Annotated in this window: 26 protein-coding genes; 17 read left to right on the top strand and 9 right to left on the bottom strand. The window is 55.8% G+C overall.

Annotated features, from left to right (window positions below; genetic code table 11):
• Nucleotides 1–78: 78 nt before the first annotated feature.
• The 7 genes from ACZ1G5_RS02245 to ACZ1G5_RS02215 are packed head-to-tail and all read left to right on the top strand — an operon-like array spanning nt 79 to nt 5,790.
• Entirely contained in the window at nt 79–969 is an 891-nt protein-coding gene (locus ACZ1G5_RS02245; RefSeq protein ID WP_472731313.1) for a metal ABC transporter substrate-binding protein, read from the top strand.
• Complete coding sequence (locus tag ACZ1G5_RS02240) at nt 966–1,835, top strand: manganese/iron ABC transporter ATP-binding protein (RefSeq protein ID WP_472731312.1); 870 nt, start codon at nt 966–968, stop codon at nt 1,833–1,835. Before ACZ1G5_RS02245 ends, ACZ1G5_RS02240 begins: the two co-directional genes overlap by 4 nt.
• The gene (locus ACZ1G5_RS02235) at nt 1,835–2,689 is read left to right on the top strand and encodes a metal ABC transporter permease (RefSeq protein ID WP_472731311.1); all 855 of its coding nucleotides are present in this window, start codon (nt 1,835–1,837) and stop codon (nt 2,687–2,689) included. The genes ACZ1G5_RS02240 and ACZ1G5_RS02235 overlap by 1 nt, the downstream gene beginning before the upstream one ends.
• Nucleotides 2,689–3,540: a metal ABC transporter permease gene (locus ACZ1G5_RS02230; protein ID WP_472731310.1), complete on the top strand. Its 852-nt coding sequence runs from the start codon at nt 2,689–2,691 to the stop codon at nt 3,538–3,540. The genes ACZ1G5_RS02235 and ACZ1G5_RS02230 overlap by 1 nt, the downstream gene beginning before the upstream one ends.
• A gap of 41 nt (nt 3,541–3,581) precedes the next feature.
• Entirely contained in the window at nt 3,582–4,286 is a 705-nt protein-coding gene (locus ACZ1G5_RS02225; protein ID WP_472731309.1) for an ABC transporter permease, read from the top strand.
• Between the two features lie 20 nt (nt 4,287–4,306).
• The gene (locus tag ACZ1G5_RS02220) at nt 4,307–4,996 is read left to right on the top strand and encodes an ATP-binding cassette domain-containing protein (protein ID WP_472731308.1); all 690 of its coding nucleotides are present in this window, start codon (nt 4,307–4,309) and stop codon (nt 4,994–4,996) included.
• Nucleotides 4,993–5,790 carry an ABC transporter substrate-binding protein gene (locus ACZ1G5_RS02215; protein WP_472731307.1) on the top strand — a complete coding sequence of 266 codons (798 nt, stop codon included), beginning with the start codon at nt 4,993–4,995 and terminating at the stop codon, nt 5,788–5,790. The genes ACZ1G5_RS02220 and ACZ1G5_RS02215 overlap by 4 nt, the downstream gene beginning before the upstream one ends.
• Here the strand turns inward: ACZ1G5_RS02215 and ACZ1G5_RS02210 are convergent.
• Genes ACZ1G5_RS02210 through ACZ1G5_RS02200 form a run of 3 tightly spaced genes read right to left on the bottom strand, consistent with a single transcriptional unit; the run spans nt 5,787 to nt 8,841 of the window.
• The gene (locus tag ACZ1G5_RS02210; protein WP_472731306.1) at nt 5,787–7,304 is read right to left on the bottom strand and encodes a tripartite tricarboxylate transporter permease; all 1,518 of its coding nucleotides are present in this window, start codon (nt 7,302–7,304) and stop codon (nt 5,787–5,789) included. The genes ACZ1G5_RS02215 and ACZ1G5_RS02210 overlap by 4 nt on opposite strands.
• A 3-nt stretch (nt 7,305–7,307) precedes the next feature.
• Nucleotides 7,308–7,796 carry a tripartite tricarboxylate transporter TctB family protein gene (locus ACZ1G5_RS02205; protein ID WP_472731305.1) on the bottom strand — a complete coding sequence of 163 codons (489 nt, stop codon included), beginning with the start codon at nt 7,794–7,796 and terminating at the stop codon, nt 7,308–7,310.
• Nucleotides 7,797–7,854: 58 nt separating this feature from the next.
• A complete protein-coding gene (locus tag ACZ1G5_RS02200; RefSeq protein WP_472731304.1) occupies nt 7,855–8,841 on the bottom strand; it encodes a tripartite tricarboxylate transporter substrate binding protein in 987 nt (328 codons plus the stop codon).
• A gap of 107 nt (nt 8,842–8,948) precedes the next feature.
• On the opposite strand from ACZ1G5_RS02200, the gene ACZ1G5_RS02195 reads away from it, so the two are divergent.
• The 5 genes from ACZ1G5_RS02195 to ACZ1G5_RS02175 all read left to right on the top strand — a co-directional run bounded on the left by ACZ1G5_RS02195 (nt 8,949) and on the right by ACZ1G5_RS02175 (nt 14,265).
• On the top strand, nt 8,949–9,614 hold the full coding sequence (locus ACZ1G5_RS02195; protein WP_472731303.1) for a response regulator transcription factor: 666 nt from the start codon (nt 8,949–8,951) through the stop codon (nt 9,612–9,614).
• On the top strand, nt 9,607–10,974 hold the full coding sequence (locus ACZ1G5_RS02190; RefSeq protein ID WP_472731302.1) for a sensor histidine kinase N-terminal domain-containing protein: 1,368 nt from the start codon (nt 9,607–9,609) through the stop codon (nt 10,972–10,974). The genes ACZ1G5_RS02195 and ACZ1G5_RS02190 overlap by 8 nt, the downstream gene beginning before the upstream one ends.
• On the top strand, nt 10,953–11,981 hold the full coding sequence (locus ACZ1G5_RS02185; protein ID WP_472731301.1) for an ABC transporter substrate-binding protein: 1,029 nt from the start codon (nt 10,953–10,955) through the stop codon (nt 11,979–11,981). Before ACZ1G5_RS02190 ends, ACZ1G5_RS02185 begins: the two co-directional genes overlap by 22 nt.
• 82 nt (nt 11,982–12,063) lie before the next feature.
• Nucleotides 12,064–13,116 (top strand): sugar phosphate isomerase/epimerase family protein, encoded by a 1,053-nt coding sequence (locus ACZ1G5_RS02180; protein ID WP_472731300.1) that lies wholly within the window; start codon nt 12,064–12,066, stop codon nt 13,114–13,116.
• A gap of 3 nt (nt 13,117–13,119) precedes the next feature.
• Nucleotides 13,120–14,265 carry a Gfo/Idh/MocA family protein gene (locus tag ACZ1G5_RS02175; RefSeq protein ID WP_472731299.1) on the top strand — a complete coding sequence of 382 codons (1,146 nt, stop codon included), beginning with the start codon at nt 13,120–13,122 and terminating at the stop codon, nt 14,263–14,265.
• On the opposite strand, the gene ACZ1G5_RS02170 is transcribed toward ACZ1G5_RS02175, so the two are convergent.
• From ACZ1G5_RS02170 to ACZ1G5_RS02155, 4 genes are all read right to left on the bottom strand, one after another.
• On the bottom strand, nt 14,254–14,745 hold the full coding sequence (locus ACZ1G5_RS02170) for a PqiC family protein (RefSeq protein ID WP_472731298.1): 492 nt from the start codon (nt 14,743–14,745) through the stop codon (nt 14,254–14,256). The genes ACZ1G5_RS02175 and ACZ1G5_RS02170 overlap by 12 nt on opposite strands.
• Nucleotides 14,746–14,813: 68 nt before the next feature.
• A complete protein-coding gene (locus ACZ1G5_RS02165) occupies nt 14,814–16,907 on the bottom strand; it encodes a PqiB family protein (protein WP_472731297.1) in 2,094 nt (697 codons plus the stop codon).
• On the bottom strand, nt 16,904–17,536 hold the full coding sequence (locus ACZ1G5_RS02160; RefSeq protein WP_472731296.1) for a paraquat-inducible protein A: 633 nt from the start codon (nt 17,534–17,536) through the stop codon (nt 16,904–16,906). Before ACZ1G5_RS02160 ends, ACZ1G5_RS02165 begins: the two co-directional genes overlap by 4 nt.
• Complete coding sequence (locus tag ACZ1G5_RS02155; RefSeq protein ID WP_472731295.1) at nt 17,506–18,135, bottom strand: paraquat-inducible protein A; 630 nt, start codon at nt 18,133–18,135, stop codon at nt 17,506–17,508. Before ACZ1G5_RS02155 ends, ACZ1G5_RS02160 begins: the two co-directional genes overlap by 31 nt.
• A 117-nt stretch (nt 18,136–18,252) precedes the next feature.
• Between ACZ1G5_RS02155 and ACZ1G5_RS02150 the strand changes: the two genes are divergently transcribed.
• From ACZ1G5_RS02150 to ACZ1G5_RS02135, 4 genes are all read left to right on the top strand, one after another.
• Complete coding sequence (locus ACZ1G5_RS02150; RefSeq protein ID WP_472731294.1) at nt 18,253–18,939, top strand: fumarylacetoacetate hydrolase family protein; 687 nt, start codon at nt 18,253–18,255, stop codon at nt 18,937–18,939.
• A 71-nt stretch (nt 18,940–19,010) separates the two neighbouring features.
• Complete coding sequence (locus ACZ1G5_RS02145; protein WP_472731293.1) at nt 19,011–20,042, top strand: TRAP transporter substrate-binding protein; 1,032 nt, start codon at nt 19,011–19,013, stop codon at nt 20,040–20,042.
• Nucleotides 20,043–20,083: 41 nt separating this feature from the next.
• Nucleotides 20,084–20,587, top strand: a complete 504-nt coding sequence (locus tag ACZ1G5_RS02140; protein ID WP_472731292.1) for a TRAP transporter small permease — start codon at nt 20,084–20,086, stop codon at nt 20,585–20,587.
• A complete protein-coding gene (locus ACZ1G5_RS02135) occupies nt 20,584–21,894 on the top strand; it encodes a TRAP transporter large permease (protein ID WP_472731291.1) in 1,311 nt (436 codons plus the stop codon). Before ACZ1G5_RS02140 ends, ACZ1G5_RS02135 begins: the two co-directional genes overlap by 4 nt.
• Here ACZ1G5_RS02135 and ACZ1G5_RS02130 read toward each other — a convergent pair.
• Nucleotides 21,891–22,532: a nucleoside/nucleotide kinase family protein gene (locus tag ACZ1G5_RS02130; protein ID WP_472734255.1), complete on the bottom strand. Its 642-nt coding sequence runs from the start codon at nt 22,530–22,532 to the stop codon at nt 21,891–21,893. The genes ACZ1G5_RS02135 and ACZ1G5_RS02130 overlap by 4 nt on opposite strands.
• A 198-nt stretch (nt 22,533–22,730) precedes the next feature.
• On the opposite strand from ACZ1G5_RS02130, the gene ACZ1G5_RS02125 reads away from it, so the two are divergent.
• Nucleotides 22,731–23,588, top strand: coding sequence for a YihY/virulence factor BrkB family protein (locus ACZ1G5_RS02125; protein ID WP_472731290.1), 858 nt, complete (start codon nt 22,731–22,733; stop codon nt 23,586–23,588).
• A gap of 3 nt (nt 23,589–23,591) precedes the next feature.
• Here ACZ1G5_RS02125 and kynU read toward each other — a convergent pair whose 3' ends face one another.
• A complete protein-coding gene (gene kynU / locus ACZ1G5_RS02120) occupies nt 23,592–24,785 on the bottom strand; it encodes a kynureninase (RefSeq protein WP_472731289.1) in 1,194 nt (397 codons plus the stop codon).
• Between the last annotated feature and the right edge of the window lie 10 nt (nt 24,786–24,795).

Genomic DNA, 24,795 nt, shown 5'->3' with positions numbered 1-24,795 from the left:
TCTCATTTAGATTTACAATTGCGAATAAGTCGCATAAGCAGGCTTCTTATCGATACATTGCGCTCGAAGGGACACTGAATGAAGATGATCAAACACCTCTCATCGATTGCTGTCGCGACCGTCCTTTCCACCGCCACGATGGCTGATGAGGCGCAGTTCAAAGCTGTCACCACCTTTACGGTGATCGCCGATATGGCTCAAAATGTCGCCGGTGACGCCGCTATCGTTGAAAGCATCACAAAGGCCGGGGCAGAGATCCACGGCTATCAGCCAACGCCCCGCGACATCATCCGCGCGCAGGACGCCGATTTGATCCTGTGGAATGGACTGAACCTGGAACTGTGGTTTGAACAGTTCTTTGCCAACCTGTCTGATGTGCCCAGTGCGACACTCAGCGACGGCATCGAGCCAATGAGTATTTCTTCGGGCGAGTATGACGGTAAGCCGAACCCGCATGCCTGGATGAGTTTCGAGAGTGCGTTGATCTATGTGGATAATATTCGCGATGCATTCATCGCACATGATCCCGACAATGCTGAAATCTACGCTGCGAACGCAGAGGCCTATAAGGTCGAGATTACCGAAGCCATTGCCCCATTGCGTGAACAAATCCTCGCCGTTGCTGCCCAGCAGCGCTGGCTGGTCACCTGCGAAGGGGCCTTTAGCTACCTCGCCCGTGATTTTGAGATGCAGGAACTGTACCTCTGGCCCATCAACGCTGATCAACAGGGCACCCCGCAACAGGTGCGCCGTGTGATCGACACAGTGCGCGAGAACAATATCCCCGCGGTGTTCTGCGAAAGCACCGTCAGCCAAGCGCCGGCTGAACAGGTCGCCCGAGAGACAGACGCAGAATATGCGGGCGTGCTTTACGTCGATAGCCTGACCGAAGCGGATGGCCCCGTGCCGACTTACCTCGACCTGCTACGGGTCACGACCGAGACCATTGCGGCAGGCCTGACAGAATGAGCGACACCCCCGGCATCATGTCGCACGATGTGACGGTGACCTACCGCAACGGCCACACGGCGTTGCGCAATGCGAGCTTTGAAATTCCAACAGGGACCATCACGGCCCTTGTGGGGGTCAATGGCGCCGGGAAATCCACGTTGTTCAAGGCAATCATGGGCTTTGTGCCCGCTGCCAAGGGCGAAATTTCCGTGCTGGGTATGCATGTGAACGAGGCCTTGCGCCAGAACATCGTGGCCTATGTCCCGCAATCCGAGGAAGTCGACTGGACCTTCCCGGTGCTTGTCGAAGATGTCGTGATGATGGGTCGCTATGGGCATATGGGGTTCTTTCGCCGCCCCAAAGCCGCCGATCATGCCGCGGTCACTGATGCCTTGGCGCGGGTGAATATGTCTGACTTTCGCACACGCCAAATCGGCGAGCTTTCGGGCGGTCAACGTAAACGCGTGTTTCTGGCGCGTGCTCTGGCACAAGACGGGCGGGTGATCTTGCTGGATGAGCCCTTCACTGGCGTTGATGTCCAGACCGAGGATGCCATTGTCGCCCTGCTGCGCGATTTGCGGGATGAGGGGCGGGTCATACTGGTTTCGACCCACAATCTGGGCTCAGTACCGGAGTTTTGTGATCGGACGATTTTGGTGAAAGAAACGATCCTCGCATACGGTCTGACAAAAGATGTCTTTACGCATGACAATCTGGAGCGCGCCTTTGGCGGCGTCTTGCGTCACTTTGTGCTTGGCGGTGCGGACCTGCATGACGACGACGACAGTCGCCAGATCCGGGTAATCACGGATGACGAACGCCCCTTCATCGTCTACGGCGACGATCACCAAACCACCAAAGACGACACGAAAGAACCAAGCTGATGGGTTGGCTGCTGGAACCTTTCAGCTACGCCTACATGTTTAATGCCATGTGGGTCAGCGCCTTGGTCGGCGGCATCTGCGCATTTCTGTCCGCCTATCTGATGCTCAAGGGTTGGTCGCTGATCGGGGACGCGCTTAGCCACTCTATCGTGCCGGGTGTCGCCGGGGCTTACATGCTGGGTCTGCCGTTCGCGCTGGGTGCTTTTGCGGCGGGGGGATTGGCGGCGGGTGCCATGCTGTTTCTCAACCAACGCTCCGGGTTGAAAGAGGACACGATCATCGGCTTGATCTTTACGTCGTTCTTTGGCTTGGGGCTTTTCATGGTGTCGTTGTCACCCACATCCGTGAGCGTACAGACGATCACCCTTGGCAATATCCTCGCGATTTCACCGTCAGATACAGTTCAACTGGCGATTATCGGTTTTGTTACATTGGCCGTGCTGCTTGCTAAATGGAAAGACCTGATGGTCACCTTCTTTGATGAAAACCATGCAAGGTCCATCGGGTTGCGGCCAGATGTTTTGCGTGTCGTTTTCTTTACATTGCTCTCGGCCTCTTGCGTTGCGGCCCTGCAAACTGTCGGGGCTTTCCTTGTCATCGCGATGGTCGTGACGCCGGGGGCAACGGCTTATCTGTTGACCGACCGGTTCCCAAGGCTCTTGGTGTTGAGCGTCACTATCGGGGCAGGCACCAGCTTTGCCGGGGCCTACCTTAGCTACTTTACGGACGGAGCGACGGGCGGGATCATCGTGTCGCTGCAAACGCTGATTTTCCTGGCAGCCTTCTTTCTTGCACCCAAACACGGGTACCTCGCCGCCCGCCGCCGGGCGGCATCGGCGCTCGAGGTCAACTGATGGAAACGCTGCTCTTCCCGTTTCAGTTCGCATTTATGAATAAGGCATTCCTGATGATGGCCATCATCGCGGTCCCCACCAGTTTGCTGTCTTGTTATCTGGTGCTGAAGGGCTGGTCGCTGATGGGCGACGCGATCAGCCACGCGGTCCTACCGGGGATCATACTGGCCTATCTGTTGAATATACCGCTGATTATCGGGGCGTTTGTGGCAGGTATGTTCTGTGCGCTGAGTACGGGGTTTTTGGCTGCCCATAGCCGGGTCAAGCAGGACACGATTATGGGAATTGTGTTTTCGGGCATGTTTGGCTTTGGGCTCGTGCTCTACACCAAAGTCACGACCGATGTGCATCTTGATCATATCTTATTCGGCAACATGCTTGGTGTGAGTACGCAAGACCTTTGGACAGCCGGGGCGATAGCGGTTTTAGTGGCTGTGGTGGTCGTGGCAAAGCGCCGGGATTTCATGCTGCATGCTTTTGACCCCGTCCAGGCGCAAGCGGTTGGCTTGCGCGTTGGGTGGCTGCATTACGGCCTACTCGCGCTCATTTCGCTGACCATCGTTGCAACCTTAGCGGCAGTGGGGATTATCCTTGCCATTGGCCTGTTGATCGCGCCCGGAGCAATCGCCTTTTTGCTCACCAAGCGTTTTGCGATGATGTTGCCTATCGCCGTTGGCGTCACATTGCTGTCCGGGTTTGCGGGCGTCTATCTGAGTTTCTTCATCGACAGCGCACCCGCACCAACCGTTATTCTGGTTCTGACCATCATCTTCGTGGCGGCATTTGTCCGCGCCAACATCAAGATGCGCCAAATGACCGATCAGGTGTCGGATTCCGCATTGAACGGGTGAACTGCACGTGAAACGATGCGTGCAGTTTTGAGGGTGCAGACATGGGTGAAATCTGGGAAGGGCTCGTTGCTGGTTTCTGGCTCGTGGTGTCTTTCGATGCTGACCTTGTCGATATCACCTTACGTTCACTTCAAGTCACACTAACAGCCGTTGTCATCGCTTCAGCGGTAGGTTTGCCTTTCGGGGCGTGGCTTGCTATTCGCCGTTTCCGCCATCGACGCGCGACGATTGCACTGTTGAACGCGCTGATGGGGCTTCCGCCCGTGGTTGTTGGGTTGATCGTTTATCTGCTCTTATCGCGATCCGGTCCTTTTGGGGTGTTCAATTTGCTATTCACGCCAACGGCGATGATTATCGCACAGGTGATTATCATCACACCGCTGATCGCATCCATTGCGCATCAAGCGATCCGAGACATTTGGGCGGAATATCATGATTTGCTGATTTCGCTGTCCACCTCACGCTGGCAACGGATCAAGACGTTGCTTTGGGATGGACGGCGTGCCTTGATCACCGCCTCGCTGGCGGGATTTGGCCGCGCGATAGGCGAAGTCGGCGCCATCATGATTGTGGGTGGGAACATCGACAATGCGACGCGTGTTCTTACGACGGCCATTGCATTGGAAACCGGAAAGGGGGACTTTGCGCTGGCTCTGGGACTTGGCTTTGTCCTGATCGGGTTGGCCATCGCGGTCAATCTGGCAATCCACGCTGTAAGCCAGACAGAGAGTGAGGAAAAATGGTAGTATCCATTTTGCCACTCAAAATGTCTGGTGCCGTGGTGAAACGGCGTGATCAGACGCTGCTTGGGCCTGTCGATTTAGAGATTTCGTCCGAGGGATTTACCATTGTTATGGGGCCGAACGGGGCTGGCAAGACCAAGCTGTTGCGCGCGCTGCACGGGATTGAGCGGCTGGCAAGTGGTCAAGTTGCATGGCAAGTCCCAACGGCCGAAGCACAAGAAAGACAGGCCTTTGTGTTCCAAGCGCCGATCATGTTGCGCCGATCCGTCAAAGACAATCTGGCCTATCCGCTCAGGTTGCGTGGTATCAGCAAAGCCGAAGCCGATGCGCGCGCCGGTGAATGGGCAGAGCGAGTGGGGCTGGGTGATGCGCTTGTACGATCTGCACCTCGTTTGTCCGGCGGTGAAAAGCAGAAACTGGCACTTGCGCGGGCGCTTATTCGTGAGCCGGACGTGGTGTTTCTGGATGAGCCTTGCGCAAACCTTGATGGCCGCGCCACCCGCGAAATCGAAGCGATCTTGCAAGAGGTGCAGGCCAAAGGAACGCGGATTGTTATGGCGACGCACGACATTGGTCAGGCAAAGCGACTTGCCCAAGACATCATCTTTTTGATGCATGGTGACATTATCGAACAAAGCCCGGCAGAGGCATTTTTTAAGGCCCCACAGACACCGCAAGCCACGGCACTGCTTCAAGGAGGTATCGTTGAATGATGCGATTTCTTACGATCATACTCCTCGCGCTTTGCTCCACCGCGCATGCAGATACGATGCGTATGGCGGTGACGACCTCGTTTCAGAACTCCGGTCTGTCAGATATCTTGCTGCCCGCGATTGAGGCAGAGACCGGCATCAAGGTTGAGTTGCTTGTCGTCGGGACGGGCCAAGCATTGCGCCTGGGTGCCGCCGGTGATGTCGACGCGATCCTGACCCATTCCCAAACCGCAGAAGATGCTTTTGTCGCTGATGGTTATGGCACACACCGGCGCGAAATCATGTACAACGACTTTGTATTGATCGGCCCGCTGGATGATCCTGCAAAGGTTGCGGGCGTCCAAGACGCGCCTGCGGCGCTCAGGGCTGTTGAAGACGTTCAGGCGATCTTTGTCAGCCGAGGGGACGAGAGTGGAACCCACAAGAAGGAACAGGCACTCTGGTCCGCCGCCGGACTAACGCCTACCGGCTCGTGGTACCGTGAAGTGGGAGCTGGCATGGGGGCCGCTCTGAACACTGCATCTGCGATGAATGCCTATGTCCTGGCTGACCGCGCGAGTTGGTTGAATTTCGGCAACAAGGGGGACTTGGTCGTACTCTTTTCCGGTGATCCCGCGCTGTTTAACCAATATGCCTATATTCCCGTTGCCCCAGACCGGCACCTGCATGCGAAATTCACACAGGCTGTGGCACTCGAAGACTGGCTTACCTCGGAAACGGCCGCTGCGTTGATCAATGCCTATCAGATCAACGGCGAACAGCTATTTACCTTCAACGCGCAGACGACCGATTAATCCCCGTCTGCGACGCCTGCTGCCCGCAGCCTTGCGCGACGGGCACGGTAGCTCGGAAGCACGATCAGCAACGCTGCGACGACCAGCAGTCCCAATGTCATGGGGCGTTCGAAGATGAACCCAACACCATCATACAAGTTCATGGACCGTGAGAAATTGTTCTCAAGCATCGGCCCCAGGATGAAGCCAATCAGGAGTGGCGCCAGCGGATAGTCGGCAAAGCGCAGTATCGTCGCACAGATGCCAAGCCCGACCAGCAACAACAATTCAGTCGCGTTGTTCTGCCCGATATAAGCCCCCATCATCGTGAAAAACAGGATGAAGGGTATCAGGAAAGTGCGCGGTACCAGCAGGACTTTGGCGATGTAGGGGATCAGTGGCAGGTTGAGGATCAACAATATCAGGTTGCCAAGGTACATGGAAATGATCACCGCCCAAAAGATTTGAGGTTCATCAATCATCAAACGCGGACCCGGAGAGACGTTAAGCGCGATCAAAGCGCCGAGCAGGATGGCCGTGGTGCCAGAGCCGGGTATCCCAAGCGTCAGCAGGGGCACAAAGGATCCGGTACAGGCCGCGTTGTTGGCACTTTCTGGGGCGGCGAGGCCCTTCAGGCTACCTTTCCCGAATTGTTCTTGCTCCTCTTTAGAGGCAATGTTGCGTTCAACGGCATAGCCCAAGAAAGATGCGATCGTTGCGCCAGCACCAGGCAGAACGCCGATAAGGAAACCTTGGATGGATTGCCGACCGACAACCGGGGCAATCTGGCGGGCCTCTTCGCGGGTGATACGCAGGTCTTTGATTTCGCCCTTGCTGTCCTCAGATTTTGAACGGGACGGGTCGAGTACGAGATAGAGCGCCTCGGGCAAGGCAAACATCGCCATCGCCAGTGTGATAAACCCAAGGCCGGATTGCAGGTCCATGATCCCAAAGGTGAAACGTGGCATGTTGAACAGCACGCCTTCGCCGATCGTTGCCAACATCAGACCAACGAGTGTCATGAGCAAAGCTTTGATCACTTGGCCGGTACCCGCAAAGGCAGCGATTGCAGACAGGCCGACAACCATCAGCGCGAAATACTCGGGCGAGCCGAATAACAGCGCAACAGAAGATAGGGCTGGCGCGAAGATCATCAAAAGTATTGCACCAATTGTGCCGCCAGCAAAAGACGAAATCGCGGCAACTGTCAGTGCCTTGCCGGCCTTGCCCTGGCGGGCCAGTGGGTAGCCATCAAAGCTGGAGGCAACGGTTGAGGCAACGCCTGGGGCGTTTATGAGGATCGACGAAGTCGAGCCGCCGAAGATTGCACCGTAGTAGACCCCGGCCAGCAAGATCAGCGCCGCTGACGGATCCCCGATCGAAATCGCAACAGGGATCATAATGGCGATGATCGACATTGGGCCAAGGCCGGGAAGCATGCCGATGAACGTGCCGATCAGGCAACCGCCGATGACCATCAGTATATTCGTTAAGGAAAAGGCCGTTACTAGGCCAATCATGAGTCCTTCAAGCATTCCTCAAACTCCGAGAAAGAACGGCCACGGTCGCAAGAAAATGCCAAGCACTTCTTGGACCAGATACCAGATGCTGCCTGCTGCGATCAGCGCGACAGGAATTGTGATGTGTAAGCGACGCTCGCCCAGCAAAAACGAACCGATTGCAAGAAAGCCGACCGTTGACCCGAGAAAACCCAAAGGGCGCAGGAGCAAAGCGTAGGCTGCCATAAGGCCGAGCAAGAAAACGGCCTGTCCAATCTTGTAGTCTTGCAAGCGGCGATAGTTGATTTCGCCTGCTTTGATCGCGCCGTCGCCTTTCTCAAATCCCAGAATGATAATGACGGCGGCGATGATGCCAAAGACAGACAAGACCTTTGGAAATGTCGACGGCCAGATTGGGTCACGGCGCATGAAAGGCGCCAGCTTATCGTCCATCGCAAAAAATGCAGTGTAGGCATAGCCCGTGCACATCAGCAGAATGATCAGTGCAATCCAGCGATCTAGCGCCATAGTCTCCCCCAAGTCGAGACGTCCGGCGAGCGTGCCCGCCGGACAAAAAAGTAGCTTCTTAGAGGAAGCCCAGTTCTTTCATCAGATCGCCAATCACTTGCTCTTGGTTCTCAAGGAAGCTCAGGAAATCGTCGCCATTATTGTAAATGTTGACCCAACCGTTCTGGGCGCGCACAGCTTCCCACTCTGGTGTGTCGTACATTTTGGCGATGGCATCTTGATACATGGCAAGCTTGTCATCCGGCAGGCCCGGGGCCGCAAAGAAGCCACGCCAGTTGACGAACTCGGCCTCGATGCCTTGCTCGTTCATCGTTGGTGCGTCGGGATAGCTCTCGATGCGCTCTGGCGCAGTAACACCGATGATTTTGACTTCACCAGCTTCTGCGAGTGCAATCGCCTCAGAGAAACCGGTGCTCAATGCTGCGATTTCGCCAGACAACAGCGCTGCCATGGCTTCACCACCTGCGTCATACGGAATGTACTTCACTTCGGTGGCATCTTCGCCAGCCGCTTTCATGACGATAGCCGCAACAAGGTGATCAAGACCGCCTGGCACCGAACCACCACCGATGGCAGTACCGCGTGGATCCGCCTGATAGGCAGCAACAAGACCCGCCATGTCATTCACAGGGCTATCTTTGCCCACGACAATAGCCGCGTAGTCACCAATGGTGCCTGCCACGAGCGTCAGGTCGCGAAAGTTTTGGGGGAACACACCCGTCAGTGACCGGATTACGATAGGCGTAGAGTTCACCATCAATGTGCCGTGCTGGCTGTCGGCGTTTTCGATCAGATAGCCGATGGCTTTGCCGCCACCGCCGCCTGACATGTTTTCATATGTGGCTTGACCAACAAGGCCAGCCGCCGTCAGCGCTTCGCCCGTTCCACGCGCGGTGCCGTCCCATCCGCCGCCGGCGCCGCCGGGAATCAGAAAGTGGATGCTGTCGACGACCTGGTGGCCATCAGCAGCCGCAGGCGTCGCAAAAGACAGCGCCGCCGTAGCAGCAGCCATCACGACCCGGCGGGTCATGTTAAACGATTTCATAGTAGTCCTCCCATTTGACAACTGACCGCGTGGTGGATCAGTTACGAGAAGGGACCACAATAACCTGACACGGACCTGTCACGATGTAAGAAAGGCATATCAAAGGGATGAGGTTTCTTCTGGTTGAGGACAATATCGAACTGGCAAACGCGATTTGCTCAAGGATGCAACTTGATGGGCATGTCATTGACCATGCAGAGAAATTAGAGGATGCAACGGCGTTTTCGGAAACGGGTGAGTACGATCTTATCTTGCTTGATATTATGCTTCCTGACGGCGATGGGCGCAGCTTTCTCAAGAGCCACCGGGCCGGTGAAATCGATACACCGGTCATCGTTTTGACGGCCCGATCGGAAGTCTCAGACAGAATCAGCGTTTTGGATTTGGGGGCAGACGACTATATCACCAAGCCATTCGATCACGCAGAACTACAGGCGCGCTGTCGGGCCGTACTACGCCGTAAGGCCGGGACAGCACGCACAGTCACTAGGTACGGAGACGTGGCGTTTGATCCGGTTGCGGGGCATCTGACAATCGGTGAAAACGTAATAAATCTGCGCAATCGTGAACTGCGCCTGCTCGAATTGATGATGAGTGCGCCAGGGCAACTCTTTCCGAAAACCAAGCTGATTGATAGGTTGTTTTCTTACGAGGAAGACGTGTCTGAAAATGCGGTTGAGGTCTATATTGGCCGTCTGCGCAAACATCTGGAACACTCCAGCGTGTCGATTACAACACATCGTGGTCTTGGCTATCGGCTCGATCATGACTGATGGTGTGCGCGTCGCTGGATCGCTGCGTAATCGCTTGGCTGTCACTCTCGTTGGGGGCGCTGCGGTGCTTGCGGTCGTGCTGTTTGTGGTTGTGCGCAGTTATGCGACCCAGATCGCTCAGGCCGGGCAGGATCAGATCATTGGTGCATCTGTCAGCTCCATCCTGGATGCAGCCATCGTGCGGGATGGATTGGTTGAGGTCGATTTCCCCTATGCGTCGCTTTCGATGCTCAGCACCCAATCCGATGATCGGGTATTCTACGCCATTTATCAGGATGACAGGGTTATTTCCGGCTATGATGCATTGCCTATGGTTGTGGTTCCAGCGGGTGCTGATCGACTTTATCAGACGATAGATTTTGACGGTGTGCCGGTGCGGTTGGCAAGCGCATCGCGCACCTTGATTGGGGCTGATTTTCGCACCAATATCATCGTCTCGGTCGGTCAGACGCAAGATGCGCTTTCAGGGACGCTGAACCGAATTTCCCAAAACGTCGCATTCTTTGGTGCTGGCTTTTTTGCGCTTGCTACACTGATTGCGTTCTGGGCCACCTCGATCACATTGGGTCAACTGCAAACTTTGACCAATTCGATCACGCGACGTGGTCCCAAGGACTTGCGGCCGGTTGTCAAACCCGTTCCGGTTGAGATGGCCCCACTTGTATCATCGCTGAACAGCCTCATGGCCCGCCTGAACCAATCGCTACTACAATCCGAAAACTTCATTGCTGAGGCGGCGCACCGCGTCCGCACGCCGCTTGCGACTGTGCGGTCTCATGCTGAAACGACCTTGCATCGTGTTGAACTACCAGAGAACCGTCAGGCGCTCCGGTCGATGGTGCGTGCGATTGATGAAAGTTCTCGTGCGGCGGGACAGCTGCTGGACCATGCGATGATCGCTTTTCGAACAGATAACCTCGAGCAGCATAGGATTGATCTGGTCGGTCTTGTGGAAGAGCTCTTGGTGCAGCTCACCCCCATTGCAGAGATGAAGGATATTGATCTGCAGATGACGCAAGATCGGCAGGCCTGGGTGGAAGGTGATCCAATTCTTGTACAGAATGCTGTGCGTAATTTGATCGACAATGCGCTGAAGTACTCACCCGCTGAAAGCAAAATTACGATTACGGTCGGCGCCGCGCCCGAAAGCCATATTTGCATTTCCGATGAAGGTAGCGGATTTGCGACAGAGGAGATCGCCGATCTGGTCAAGCGGTTTAAGCGCGGTGCGAACGTCGCAGGTATTGTTGGGTCGGGGTTGGGTCTGACAATTGTGCAGGATGTAGCCAACGCACACGGCGGAAAACTAACCTTGGCTAACAGACCTGAGGGGGGCGCATGCGTTACATTATCTTTTTAGCGATCTGTTTTTTTCCAGCGTTTGCACATGCGCAGGATTGGGAAGATCAGCGCTTGTTCGAAGGGGCGCAGAGCGCACAAACCTTGCGGATTGTTTCAAGTACGGACACCTCTTTTTTCGCACCGATCATCGAGAGTTTTTTGCGCACGCGGCCGAACCTTGCGGTTGATTATCTTGTTACCGGAACTGCCGATCTTGATCAGGTATTTCGCGCATCTCCTGATCAGTTTGATGTCGTGATCTCGAGCGCGATGGATTTGCAGTTGAAGTTGGCAAACGATGGATATGCGCTGAGGATTGATGATATCACGCATCCCGCATGGGCGCAGTGGCGACAAAGCCTTTTTGCCTTTACCACAGAACCCGCCACAATTGTCATCAACAAAGCAGCGTTCGCTGGCGTCGCCATTCCGCGCACCCGCCTGGAACTGATACAAGCGTTACGTGCTGATCCAGATCGGTTTCGCGGCAGGGTCGGCACATATGATGTGCGGCAGTCGGGGCTGGGTTATCTGTTTGCAACACAAGATGCGCGGGCGTCAGAGAGCTTTTGGCGGCTAACCGAAGTCATGGGGAGCCTGAATGCGAAGCTCTATTGCTGTTCAGGAGCTATGATAGACGATCTGGCTGATGGCACGATTGCGGTCGCCTACAATGTACTTGGCAGCTATGCGCGCGCCCGGCAGGATACCCATGATCAACTCGAGATCATACTGCCTTCGGATTTTCCGACAACGATGATGCGCACGGCATTTGTTTCAAACCAAAGTAAACAGTCGGATGCAGCAGCTGATTTTGTCAGACACCTGATTTCAGCACAATCAGATGATACGCAAACCGATGAGTTCCCTTTGCCGCTACTTGACCGACGCCTTGATATCAAGGGTCGGAGCAGCATCGCATTGGAACCTGCCCTTATGACCTATCTCGATCGCCTGAAGCGGCGCACGTTCGTACGAGAATGGGAGAGCGCGATCATCCAGTCAGATACCAGTGCGTCGCAATAAATTGATTTCCTGGTCGGGTTTCATAGGGGCTAGTCAGTCATTTCTAAATCGTTATAGTTTCTTCTAGTTGGAGGAATTTGCGATGAAAACGATCAAAGGGCCCGCGTTGTTTTTGGCACAATTTGCCGGTGATGATGCACCGTTCAACACATGGGATGGTATCACCAAATGGGCCGCGGATTGCGGATATGATGGTGTGCAAGTCCCCAGTTGGGATGGCCGCTTCTTTGATCTTACGAAAGCCGCCGGGTCAAAAGACTATTGCGACGCGTTCACCGGTCAGGCAACCGAAAATGGGGTTGAAGTCACAGAGCTTTCAACACATTTGCAGGGCCAGCTTGTTGCGGTGAACCCGGCCTATGACACGGCCTTTGACGGTTTCGCGGCACCGCATGTGCAGGGCAATCCGCAGGCGCGCCAAGCCTGGGCCGTCGATCAGGTCAAGATGGCCATCAGCGCGTCCAAAAACATGGGTATCGGCCAGATGGCCACGTTCTCAGGTGCATTGGCTTGGCCCTATATTTATCCGTGGCCACAACGCCCTGCCGGTCTTGTTGAGGCCGCGTTCGATGAACTTGCCGCGCGTTGGCGCCCTATTCTGGATCATGCCGATGAAAATGGCGTTGATGTCTGCTACGAAATTCACCCGGGTGAAGACCTGCATGATGGCATCACATTTGAAATGTTCTTGGAGCGGGTGAACGGCCACGCCCGCTGCAACATGCTCTATGATCCTTCGCACTATGTGTTGCAGTGCCTCGACTACCTTGACCACATCGACATCTACAAAGATCGTATCAAGATGTTCCATGTCAAAGATGCGGAATTCAATCCGACAGGGCGGCAAGGTGTCTACGGCGGCTATCAATCATGGGTCGATCGGGCAGGGCGCTTTCGGAGCCTTGGCGATGGGCAAGTTGATTTCGCATCTATCTTCTCAAAAATGGCGGCAAATGATTTTGACGGTTGGGCCGTGGTGGAATGGGAATGCTGTCTGAAGCACCCGGAAGATGGCGCACGTGAAGGCGCGCAATTCGTCAAAGACCACATTATTCGCGTCACAGAACGGGCCTTTGATGACTTTGCTGGTGGCGCGGTAGATGCCGCCACGAACCGCAAGATGTTGGGGATTTAGAACATGAGCTATGATAGACCTATTCGCCTTGGCATGGTTGGCGGGGGCAATGACGCCTTTATCGGCGGCGTGCATCGTATTGCGGCACGGCTTGATGGCCGGTTCAACCTCGTCGCTGGTGCTCTGTCCTCCACACCCGAAAAGGCGCAGGTGTCCGGCGCGGCACTTGGGCTTGATCCGGCGCGCACTTATGATGATTTCAAAGCCATGGCGATCCGTGAAGCGCGTCTGAAAGACGGGATCGAAGCGGTCGCAATTGTGACGCCAAACCACGTGCACTATGCGGCGGCGCGCGAGTTCCTCAAACGCGGCATTCATGTAATCTGCGACAAGCCGCTGACATCGACGATGGCTGATGCCAAGAAACTGGCAAAGTCGGCCCATGACAGCGACGCGCTTTTTGTGCTGACCCATAACTATACTGGCTACCCAATGATGCGGCAGGCACGCCAGATGGTCGCGGATGGCGCATTGGGCAAAATCCGCGTGGTGCAGGTTGAATATGCGCAGGACTGGTTGACCCAACATGAAGAGTTCAAACAGGCGGAATGGCGCACCGATCCTGCGCGTTCGGGGGCCGGCGGGTCAACCGGCGATATCGGGACGCACGCGTTCAACCTTGCGTCATTCGTGACCGGTTTGGAACTCGAAACACTGTCCGCCGATCTTCAGGCCTTTGTCAGCGGTAGGCAGTTGGATGACAACGCCCATGTCATGATGCGGTTTGCCGGCGGTGCACGTGGAATGCTGTGGTGCAGTCAGGTGGCACCTGGCAATGAAAACGGGTTGCGTTTGCGCATCTATGGCGAAAAAGGGGGGCTGGAATGGATGCAGGAAAATCCCAATCAGCTTTGGTTCACACCCTACGGCGCACCTAAACAGCTTTTGACACGGGGTGGGGCAGACACTGGCCATGCCGCAGAACGCGTCACGCGTATCCCTGCGGGCCACCCCGAAGGCTATCTTGAAGGGTTTGCCACGATATATCGCGAAGCCGCAGACGCGATCACGGCACACCGCGAAGGGCGCGATGTGTCTGCGGATGTGCTCTACCCAACTATCGAAGACGGTCTGAAGGGCATGCAATTCGTGGATGCCTGCGTCCGGTCATCCAAACGGGATGGCGCTTGGGTGAAACTAGCGCCCTAGGGTCCGTGCGATCTGTTCTGATAGCTGAAGGAGTGCGGCCGACTGTGCCGCGGCAATGCTGTCAAGCGACGTATCAGCCATGTTTTGTGAGATCTCGAAGCTGTGCGTGCTGTCGCGGAACTGGGCGCCTTCGCTGGCAACAAAGAACTGGCCGGTCAACGCGAATGTCCCATCGACACTGCCCAGCATCCGTTCGACCCGGACGTCAACAGAGACATCCGGCAACCCGACAAATGGCCAGGGATCGGGGCCAACGTCCGCATTGATGATATCGCCAATTGTGCGGGTCAGAATCAGCGTCACCGCGCGTTCGGGTTCGTCGGCCCAAAGCACGTCCTCGTTGATCGTGATGCGTCCGCCAGCCGTCGCAAGGGGGATCTCTTCCGCAGCAGCGTAAGTTGGTAACGAAACGGTACGGACCATTGCGCTGCCGACCAAAGGACGCAGGTCCAGCGAGGATTGCATTGGACTAAGGGCCACGCGATTTTCAAGCGGGCTGCAGGCCGCCGCGGCCGCGATGGCCAAGACTAACAGTCGTGAAAACATTCTTACCGTCCAATCAACAAGGAGTTAGGGTTTCGCTCAATCGTGCGCGCCAGTGAAGAAATCGCATCCGAAGCTTCTTGGATGTCGCGCAGGGTAGCCAAAGTTTCCGCGCTGAACCGTGACCGTTCGCTGTAGCTGTTCACGACAGCTTCTGTTTGGCTGACCAACTGATTTGCGCGGGCGGCCAAGGCGGGCAGCGTGCTGACGGCGTCTTCGACCGCCTTTGCAGCTTCATTTGCCGACGCGAGCGCGGCGTTAACGTTTGCAACCGCGCCGCCCTCGCGGACCTCATCCAACAGTGCGCGCATTGTTGACAGCGCTGCGTTCGCCTCGCCGGGAAAAGCGATGGCATCTTCAGTGCTGAGAAACCCATCAATGGCGTTGAGCGTTTCCGTTGCAGAGACAACCAGCGCTTCCAGTTCCAAAGCGTTGGCGCGGGCGGTGAAGGCTTCGATATCTGCCGTGATTTGGGGCAAGTTGCGTGTGGCCAGGTCAATGTTCTCGGCGACTTTGCCAGCCGTCGCGATCGCAGCATCCAGATCAGAGATCAACCCCACCTCGGTCGCCTCGGCGACCAGCCCATCTAGATCTGCGATCACATCCCGCAGGTCCTTTGGTATCGCTTGGATATCTTCCGATGCAATAAGCTCGCGAGACTCGTCCAGCAATGCCACCAAGGCGGCGGGCGTGGCACGGGTGTATTCGTCATTGGCCAATCGCTCAAAGCTATCCATAAGGTTGATCGCCCCATCCATCAGCTCTTCTACGGGGAGGGAGTTGATCCGGGCCAACAAACCCTCTGCCGTGGCTGCAACATCGGAAATCAGCGAGTCCGTTGTTGGTATAACCGGGAAGTCCCCAGAGGTTCTGTTCATGATCGCGGGCAATGCATCATTCTGCGTCACCAGTTCTACAAACAATGTACCCGCAAGAATGTTGCCCGTCACCATCCGGGCGCGCAGACCGCGCGTTACGAAATCGGAGAGAAGCTCCAACGCCTCGTCGACCGTTGCGTCGGGGCCCATCCCGAGACGAGATGGCTCAATCGCCAACACGGCCTGCAACCGGACTTGTGCATTGTCTGCATCTCCAACCACAATGGCGTTCAGGTCACTGACCTCACCAATTCGGATACCCTGGAAGCGGACTTCAGACCCAACGGCCAGACCGCTCACGGACTGCTCAAACAGAACAGCAACTTCCAATACCTCTGCGTTGGGGTCGGTGAAAAGGCTGTCTCGCGCCGCCTGTTCGCTCTCAAAGATATTGAAGCGATGCCCATCATTAATTGCCTCGCCCCCTGACACAACAGTATCGAAGGCGATCCCACCCTCAATCAATGAAGCCAGTGAGTTTACGTCCAAAGAGACACCACCGGTGCCGAATGATACGCTGAACCCCGATGTGTCCCAAAAACGGGTGCTGCTGGTGATGCGTCGGTCATAGGGGCTTTCGATAAAAGCGTTCACGACCACCTGCCGTCCGTTAAACGACAACTCTGGCTTTTCCAGATAGCCGACCTCGATCCCTTTGTGCAGGATCGGCGCACCGGCGGCGATGCTTCCACCTTCATCGGCGCGTAGAACGACACGCGTGCCGCGCTGATTGGCACGCGTCAGATTAGGTTGCTCAAGCCCGGTGAACTGTGTCTGGGCAACGTCGGCCTCAGTGTCCCAATTGCCTTCGATGAATACGCCCGACAATACAGTCTCAAGTCCGGTGATCCCTCGAACCGATACGTCAGGTCGTATTACCCAGAACTGTGCATCATCATCCAGAAAAGGTGCGACCGTTTTGTCAATGCGGGCATGAACCAGCACATCAGTCAGACCTTCGGAGAATTCCACATCCTCGACCTCGCCGATTGTGACGTCGCGGTACTTTATCATCGTTTCGCCAGCGCTGATACCGGATGCGTTTTCAAAGCTGATCGTGATGAGCGTCCCGCGATCGGCATAGCTTTGCCATGCGGCACCCAAGGAAATGGCCAAAGCGATCAGCGGTACAAGCCAGACCAACGACAGCCGCTGCCAGACCCGTCGTTCTACTGGTCTAACATCAAGTGGCGCTGGGCTATTTCCGGTCGGGTCGCTCATGCTTGCGTCCTGTCTGTGTCCCAAATCAATCGCGCATCAAAGGCTTGCGCGGATAGCATCGTGAAAATCACGGACAAGGCAAAACTCATGGCCGCAATACCGGGGTTGATTGTAGCAATGGTATCGAGTTGCACCAGCGCTGAAAGGATTGCAACGACAAAGACGTCAATCATTGACCAGCGACCAATGAATTCAACGATCTCGTAGGCTTTGTGACGTTCGTGCCGATTGGCGATCGAGCGGCGCTGCACACTCAGCGCGAGATAGATAATTGCGATGAATTTCCCCACGGGGATCATCACGGAGGCTACAAAAACAATCGTAGCGATACCCCAAGAGCCATGCTCAAAAAGTTCAATCACACCACCGATAATCGTACTCTCAGACCGTTCGATAAGCGTCGATGTTAGCAGCATCGGGTAGGTATTGGCCGGAATATAGGCAATCATGCCAGCGATCAGCCACGCCCAGACTTTCTGTAGGCTTTCAGTATCGCGGCTTTGCAAACGGCCTTCGCAGCGTTTGCAAACCGGCGTGCCAATAGCATGCACCTGTCCACACTGCTGACAGGCCACAAGGCCCGCATCCCGCGCCGTGATCAGGCCGTGGCTTTGTCCAGCGCTTCCCAAATCGAATACCTACAAATCATTTGATCTTTCAGGACGGTGATGATCACCACCCCGGCGAAAGCCCAAAATGCGGGGCCAATAGTGACAGCGGCAAGGCCAGCCACCTTAATCAGCGCGACGGTCACGCCAACGATGAAGATCTCGGCCATGCTCCAGGGGCGCAGTCTTTCGGCCAATGCAAACGCCTTGCGCGCGCCTTGACGTGGACTCTTCTCGCGAACCAAAGGGCCAAGCGCATAGATCAGCGCGGTTAGACGGATAAGCGGGATCACAACGATAAAGAAAGCAACGGCGACTGCCAGCGGGAAGGCATAGCCGTCATTGAACGCCAATACCGCATCAATCACCGATGTCGCATTGTGCAATCCGCCTGCATCAAGCGTTAGGAATGGAAAGCTGACAGCGGCAATCATCATGATGAACGCGGTCAAGGCAAGGCTCAGAATACGGGCCATCGCCGCGGGTTGTGATGTCATCAGGATGATACCGCATTGCTGACAGTGCGCGCGCGCATTGTCAGGCAGCGCACGCGCAAGGTGCAGCGTGTCGCACTGCGGACAGGCCACCAGATCGTCAAGTTGCGTTGTACTTACTGTCACCTGGTTTCAGGCTCCTGCCGGTCAATGGGTCTTGCCCCAAAGCTGTCACGAGGATATCGCGTGGATCATAAATAGGATAGGCCTTCGCCACCTTCAACGCAACGCGCAGAGAGTGCAATGACAGACACAGTTTTTCTACCTCGTCCAACGCCTGTTGTCCCCGTGCAAGGGGCATCAGGCTTTCCCGTGGGGCGGATCTTTTGTGTTGGCCGAAACTACGCCGATCACGCGGCTGAAATGGGTCATGAAGTAGACCGGGAAGCGCCATTCTACTTTACCAAATCGGCGCATGCGGTTTTGCTGTCAGGCAATCAAATGCCATATCCGCCACGCACCTCTGATTTACATCATGAGATGGAATTGGTGGTTGCCATCGGCGCGACGGCGAAAGACATCCCTCAGAGTGACGCCATGACGGCGGTCTTTGGCTATGGTTGCGGTCTGGATATGACGCGGCGCGATCTTCAGGCCGCGGCAAAAGCAAAGCGCCGGCCTTGGGACACCGGCAAGGATTTCGACGATGCAGCCATCATCGGCCCGCTGACCGAAAAATCTGGCGATACCGACATCAGCAATTTGACGCTGCGGCTTGAGGTGAACGGTCAGGTGCGTCAACAGGCACTGCTGGCCAATATGGTCTGGTCAATTCCTGAAATTATCGCCGATCTATCATCGCTTTACACTCTTCACGCTGGTGATCTTATCATGACAGGCACGCCCGCTGGTGTAGGTCCGGTTGTGCGCGGTGACGTTTTACGTGGGACAATTGGCGAATTCGCCGCAGTTGAAACAACAATCATCTGATTGAATGAGCCTTGCGTCTTGTCGCGCGATCACGACACTATCGCCTCATATTTCATGCCTGGAGGATCATCATGACCATTTCTCGTCGGATTTTGATGGGGGCGCTGGCCAGCGCTTGCTTTGCGGCGGCTGCGACCGCGCAAGAGATTACATTGCGCCTACATCAATTCCTGCCAGCACAGGCAAATGTACCGGCGCATATTCTGGATGTCTGGGCCGACAAGGTAGAGGCGGACAGCGATGGCCGGATCAAGATCGACCGCTTCCCTTCCATGCAGCTTGGCGGTACGCCACCCCAGCTAATTGATCAGGCGATTGACGGCGTCGCCGACATCATCTGGACAGTGGCTGGCTACACACCGGGGCGTTTCCCACAGTTGGAAGTGTTTGAACTGCCGTTCTTGTCGCCCGATGCCGAGGCAACGTCACGGGCGTTTTGGGAACTGGCAGAGGCGCGGATGATGGATACCGATTTCGCAGCATTCAAACCATTGGGGCTGTGGGTGCATGGCCCCGGTGTGATCCATGCCAACAGACCCATCACGGATGTCGACGATCTACGCGGCCTCAAGCTGCGCGCACCAACCCGCACAACAACGACGCTGTTTACAGAATTGGGTGCAACATCGGTCGGCATGCCCGTTCCTGCTGTGCCTGAATCCCTGTCGCGTGGCGTGATCGATGGCGCCGTGATCCCATGGGAAGTTGTGCCAGCGTTGAAGGTGCAGGAGCTGATCAGCAACCACACCGAATTCCCGGGCGAAGCGCTCTATACAACAGCGTTTATCATGGCGATGAATCAGGATGCTTTCGACGCATTGCCAGCGGATTTGCAGGCCGTGGTAGAGGCCAACTCAGGTCTAGAATTTTCGGCATTTGCTGGGCGGACAATGCAGGAATACGATGCGCCCGGGCGTGAACTGGCCGAAGAAGCGGGCAACAATATCGTCACGCTAGACGCAGATCAGGTTGCCGCATGGCGTGCAGCCAGCCAGCCCACAATTGACAATTGGATCGCCGAGGCTGATGCCGCCGGTATCGATGGCACCGGCCTTTTTGAAGCGGCAACCGCCCTGATTGCCAAACATAATATGGACAACTAAGGCAGGTGTTGCACACCGGCATTCAGAGACTGGCAAATGTGATGGCCTTGCTTGGCGGCGTGGTACTGTGCGTATTGGTGTTTGTTGTGTGCATCAGTGTGAGTGGGCGTGAACTGAGCGATCTGGCCCACTCGGGCGGTTTGCGCAGTATGGGTGATTGGCTGATTGACCTAGGTGTCGGGCCAATTCTGGGTGACTTCGAACTGGTAGAGGCGGGTGTTGCCTTTGCTATCTTTGCTTTCTTGCCATTGACGCAGCTCAGTGGTGCACATGCCAAGGTGGATGTGTTCACCAACGGGATGGGGTCGGGTGTCGACCGTGCGCTGGGCACGTTCTGGAGCGTTGTGATGGCTGCGATCATCGTGTTGATCACATGGCGGCTGTTTGTTGGTATGCAAGACAAGATGCGCTATGGCGAGACAACCTATCTGATCCAATTTCCGATTTGGTGGGCTTATGCGGCAAGCCTTATTGCGGCGATCACTGCGAGCATCGTGAGTATCTATTGCGCCGTGATGCGCCTGACGGGTCAGCGTATCATATGACAGATCTGACGCTGGGCTATCTGTCCTTTCCTGTATTATTGTTGCTGATCTTTCTGCGCGCGCCCATCGGACTGGCAATGTTGTTGTGCGGGATTGGCGGTCTGTGGCTGGCCACCGATGGAACAACGGTCTTTATGGCACGGCTCAAGTCAGAGGTGTTTTCCACCTTCTCAAGTTATAATCTTTCAATCATCCCCATGTTCCTTCTGATGGGCCAATTCGCGACCTATTCAGGCATGTCGCGGTCCCTGTTCAAAGCGGCAGAGGCATGGTTGGGGCACCGCAAAGGTGGGATGGCGATGGCCTCTGTCGGGGCATGCGCGGGCTTTGGCGCAATTTGCGGGTCGTCCTTGGCTACGGCTGCAACGATGAGCAAAGTCGCTTTGCCGGAATTGCGCAAATATGGCTATTCGGGTGGTTTTTCGACCGCGACACTAGCCGCGGGCGGCACCTTGGGCATTCTTATCCCGCCGTCCGTCATTTTGGTGATTTACGCCATCCTGACTGAACAGAATATCGCCAAGCTTTTCGCTGCTGCTTTCATACCCGGGATCCTTGCCGCATTGGGTTATATGCTGACAATCGCGTTTTATGTTCGGCTTTATCCAGATCAGGCCGGCACGCGGCCCCGGATCGGCTATACGGAGCGTTTCCTTGCGCTTGGCGCAGTCTGGCCAGTGTTGATCGTCTTTGGTCTGGTGGTGGGCGGTATCTACAACGGCTGGTTCACGCCAACCGAAGGTGCCGCTGTTGGTGCGATGGGAACCGGCTTGATCGCGCTCTTCTCGGGGGCACTGAATTGGGAGGTTTTTCGTCAAAGTATCACGGAAACTGCCACTGGCACCGGCATGATTTTTTTCATCGTGCTGGGGGCCGGGTTCTACAACGGGTTCTTGGCATTGACCCAAGTCCCGCAAGAGTTGTCGTCATGGGTGACAGATCAAGGGTTCAGCCCTTGGATAGTGATGATCCTGATCCTGATGTTCTATTTGATCTTGGGCTGCCTGATGGACAGTCTGTCGATGATCTTGCTGACCGTGCCAATTTTTTGGCCTGTGATTTCGGGTCTTGATTTTGGCATGACAACCGAAGAGTTGGCGATCTGGTTCGGCATCATGGTTCTGATTGTCGTAGAGGTTGGGCTGATCACCCCACCGGTCGGGATGAACCTGTTTATTATCAACAGTATGGACCAAGATACGCCGATGACGGCCACTTATAGATCTGTGCTGTTTTTTGTCGGGTCAGACGTCGTTCGCGTGATCATCCTATTAATGTTCCCGGCCATCACACTGGTCTTCATTTAGGAACTTGGGGCAGGTTCTCCATTGAGGATGAAATCGCAGGGCAGGGCGCGCTCTATAACGCGCTGGGCGTTCGGAATATCATTGCCTTCCGCACGACGTGTGGCAACAGCCGAGGAATAATTCAGGCTCAGCCATCGGTGTATCAAGCGCGCACGCAACTCCGGCATTGGTACGTCAAGGCGCACGGACAAGTCCCACAGGCCCGCAAGTTCGGACCAGGGCACTTCGTCGAACATCAGGTAGTTGCCCTCTACGATAACAACCTTCGCTTCGGCGGGCACGGCCACAGAGCCTGCAATCGCCAAATCGCGTGTTCTGTCAAATGAGGGCGCAAAGACTTCATCGCCAGTTTTGAGCGCGCGTACAAGACGCAGGAACCCGGGCGCGTCAAAGGTTTCTGGTGCACCTTTGCGGGGTCTCAGACCGCGCGCTTCGAGGATACCATTATCAAGGTGAAAACCGTCCATAGGCACGACAATAGCCTTGCGACCTTGCGCATTCAGGCGCCGTGCAAGTTCACTTGCCAAGGTCGATTTACCACATCCCGGTGCACCGGTAATGGCGACCAGATAACGATCATTGTCTTGGTTCAACACGCGCTCTGCCAGCGTGTTGGTGTGTTCGGTCAGGGTGTTCACTGCGTCTGCCTCAGCTTCGGGGTTTGCCCCGTTTTGTTTTAGCCTAGCCCTTGTTTCATTCTGACGCGACATTTTTTTTGCGTGCAAGCAGTCAATCGCTGAGGACAAAAGATCTAGTTTGCGGTCAAAAGTGGTGATTATTGATGGTTTGCCCTAAGTAGAAGCAAAGATGCGAAACCACGTGAGCAACAAGTTGAGATGGCGAACCTACTAAAGATATGGCGGGTGTTGGTTGCGGTTTGGACGACTGCAGGCGAAAAGCATCTGGGGTTGATCGCCGCTGGTGTTGCGTTCTTTGGAATGTTTGGCATTTTTCCAGGGATTGCAGCCGTCATCGCCATCTTTGGTTTGATCGCTGATCCGGTCGTCATTGCGGAACAACTTGCGTTGATGGAAGACATCATTCCGCCCGACGCCTATAACCTGATTGCATCTCAGGTCTTTCGTTTGGTGGCTGCACCCTCTGGGGCGCTAGGTTGGGCAACCGTTGTCTCCATTGCACTTGCGCTTTGGTCTTGCCGGGCCGGGGTGGCAGCTTTGATTGGTGGTTTGAACGCAATCGCGGGGCAGCGGATGCGCAACGGGGTCTGGCAAATGATGGTGGCGCTGATGCTGACGGTGGCATTGGTGTCATTGGCGATCGTGGCGCTGACTGTTGTCGTCATTGTCCCCATTGGCCTTGCCTTCATTCCTGTTGCCAATTCAACGGCGTGGTTGCTGGAAGGTATCCGCTGGCTAGTTGCCCTCAGCGTGCTGATGATCGGGTTGAGCTTGCTTTATCGCTTCGGCCCCGCCCGGATTGGCAGCCGTGGTCGCTGGATCACTATTGGTGCCTTTGTCGTCGTTGTTTTGTGGGTCGGGGCGTCGGCTGGCCTGTCCTACTATTTGACGAACTTCGCCAGCTACAACGAAGTCTATGGCTCGATAGGGGCCGTCATCGGGTTGTTGTTGTGGCTCTATGTAAGCGCCTATCTGATCCTGCTGGGCGCGGCACTGAACGTTGAAGTCCATGGTTACGACAATCACGGTCAGGGCGATGATACGACCTTCATCTAGTGGTCACGTGACGCGTGCAACCCGTCTATAGGTCGGGTCATCCCACAGTCTTTTGTTCATCACATCTGCAATGATCCCCACGGCACGGTCGACATCACCGGCATCAATAAATAGCGGGCAAAAGCCAAAGCGCATGATGTCGGGGGCCCGAAAATCACCGATGACATTGCGCGCGATACAAGCCTGCATTGCGGCATAGCCATGTGCGAACGCGAATGACACCTGACTTCCGCGCTGATGCGGATGACGCGGGCTGGCAAGGGTCAGTTGCGGACAACGCGTCTCGACCCCTGCGATAAACTGTTCGGTCAGCGCAATAGAGGCTGCGCGTAGGGCGGCCATATCAACCCCATCCCAGATATCAAGCGAGGCATCGAGCGCTGCCATTTGCAATACTGACGGTGTGCCGACACGCATCCGCTCGATCCCGGTGCCGGGGCGATAGTCGAGGTCGAAGGCAAAGGGGGCCTCATGCCCCAGCCACCCTGACAAAGCGGGCTGGCAATTGTCGATGTGAGCTGGTGCGACGTAAATGAATGCCGGCGCACCGGGGCCAGCGTTCAAATACTTGTAGGTGCATCCAACGGCGAAATCTGCCTTGCAGCCCTGTAAATCCACGGCCATCGCACCAGCGGTGTGCGCGAGGTCCCACACTGTAACAGCCCCGGCGGCATGAGCCTGCGTTGTCAGCGCCTTCATGTCGTGCAACCGGCCCGTGCGGTAGTCTACCTGTGTCAACATCAGCACGGCCAGATCATCATTGATGTGATCGGCGACATCCTCGGGTGCCACCACGCGCAATTCATGCCCGCGTCCCAGCGATTTGATCAACCCCTCGGCCATGTAGATGTCAGAGGGAAAATTCCCGCTATCGGTCAGGATCACCTTACGGTCGGGTACCAGATCAATCGCCGCCGCCAGCGCCTGATAGACCTTGATCGACAGGGTATCGCCCAAGACGACATGTCCCGGTTCTGCCCCAATGAGCCGTCCAATACGGTCACCCAGTTCCGTCGGCTGCGCCATCCAGCCCGCTCGGTTCCAGCCTGTGATCACTTTCTCGCCCCATTCGGCGGTCACGGTCCGTGCCACGCGTGCTTCGGTGGCTTTCGGCAGTGGTCCTAAGGAATTGCCGTCAAGGTAGATCATGCCCTCAGGCAAATAGAACATGGCTTTGGTGGCCGCAAAGTCGGTCATGGCGCAGTCC

It is taken from the genome of Yoonia sp. JB2-21 (assembly GCF_055693545.1).
This window is presented reverse-complemented; position numbering and strand designations above follow the sequence as displayed.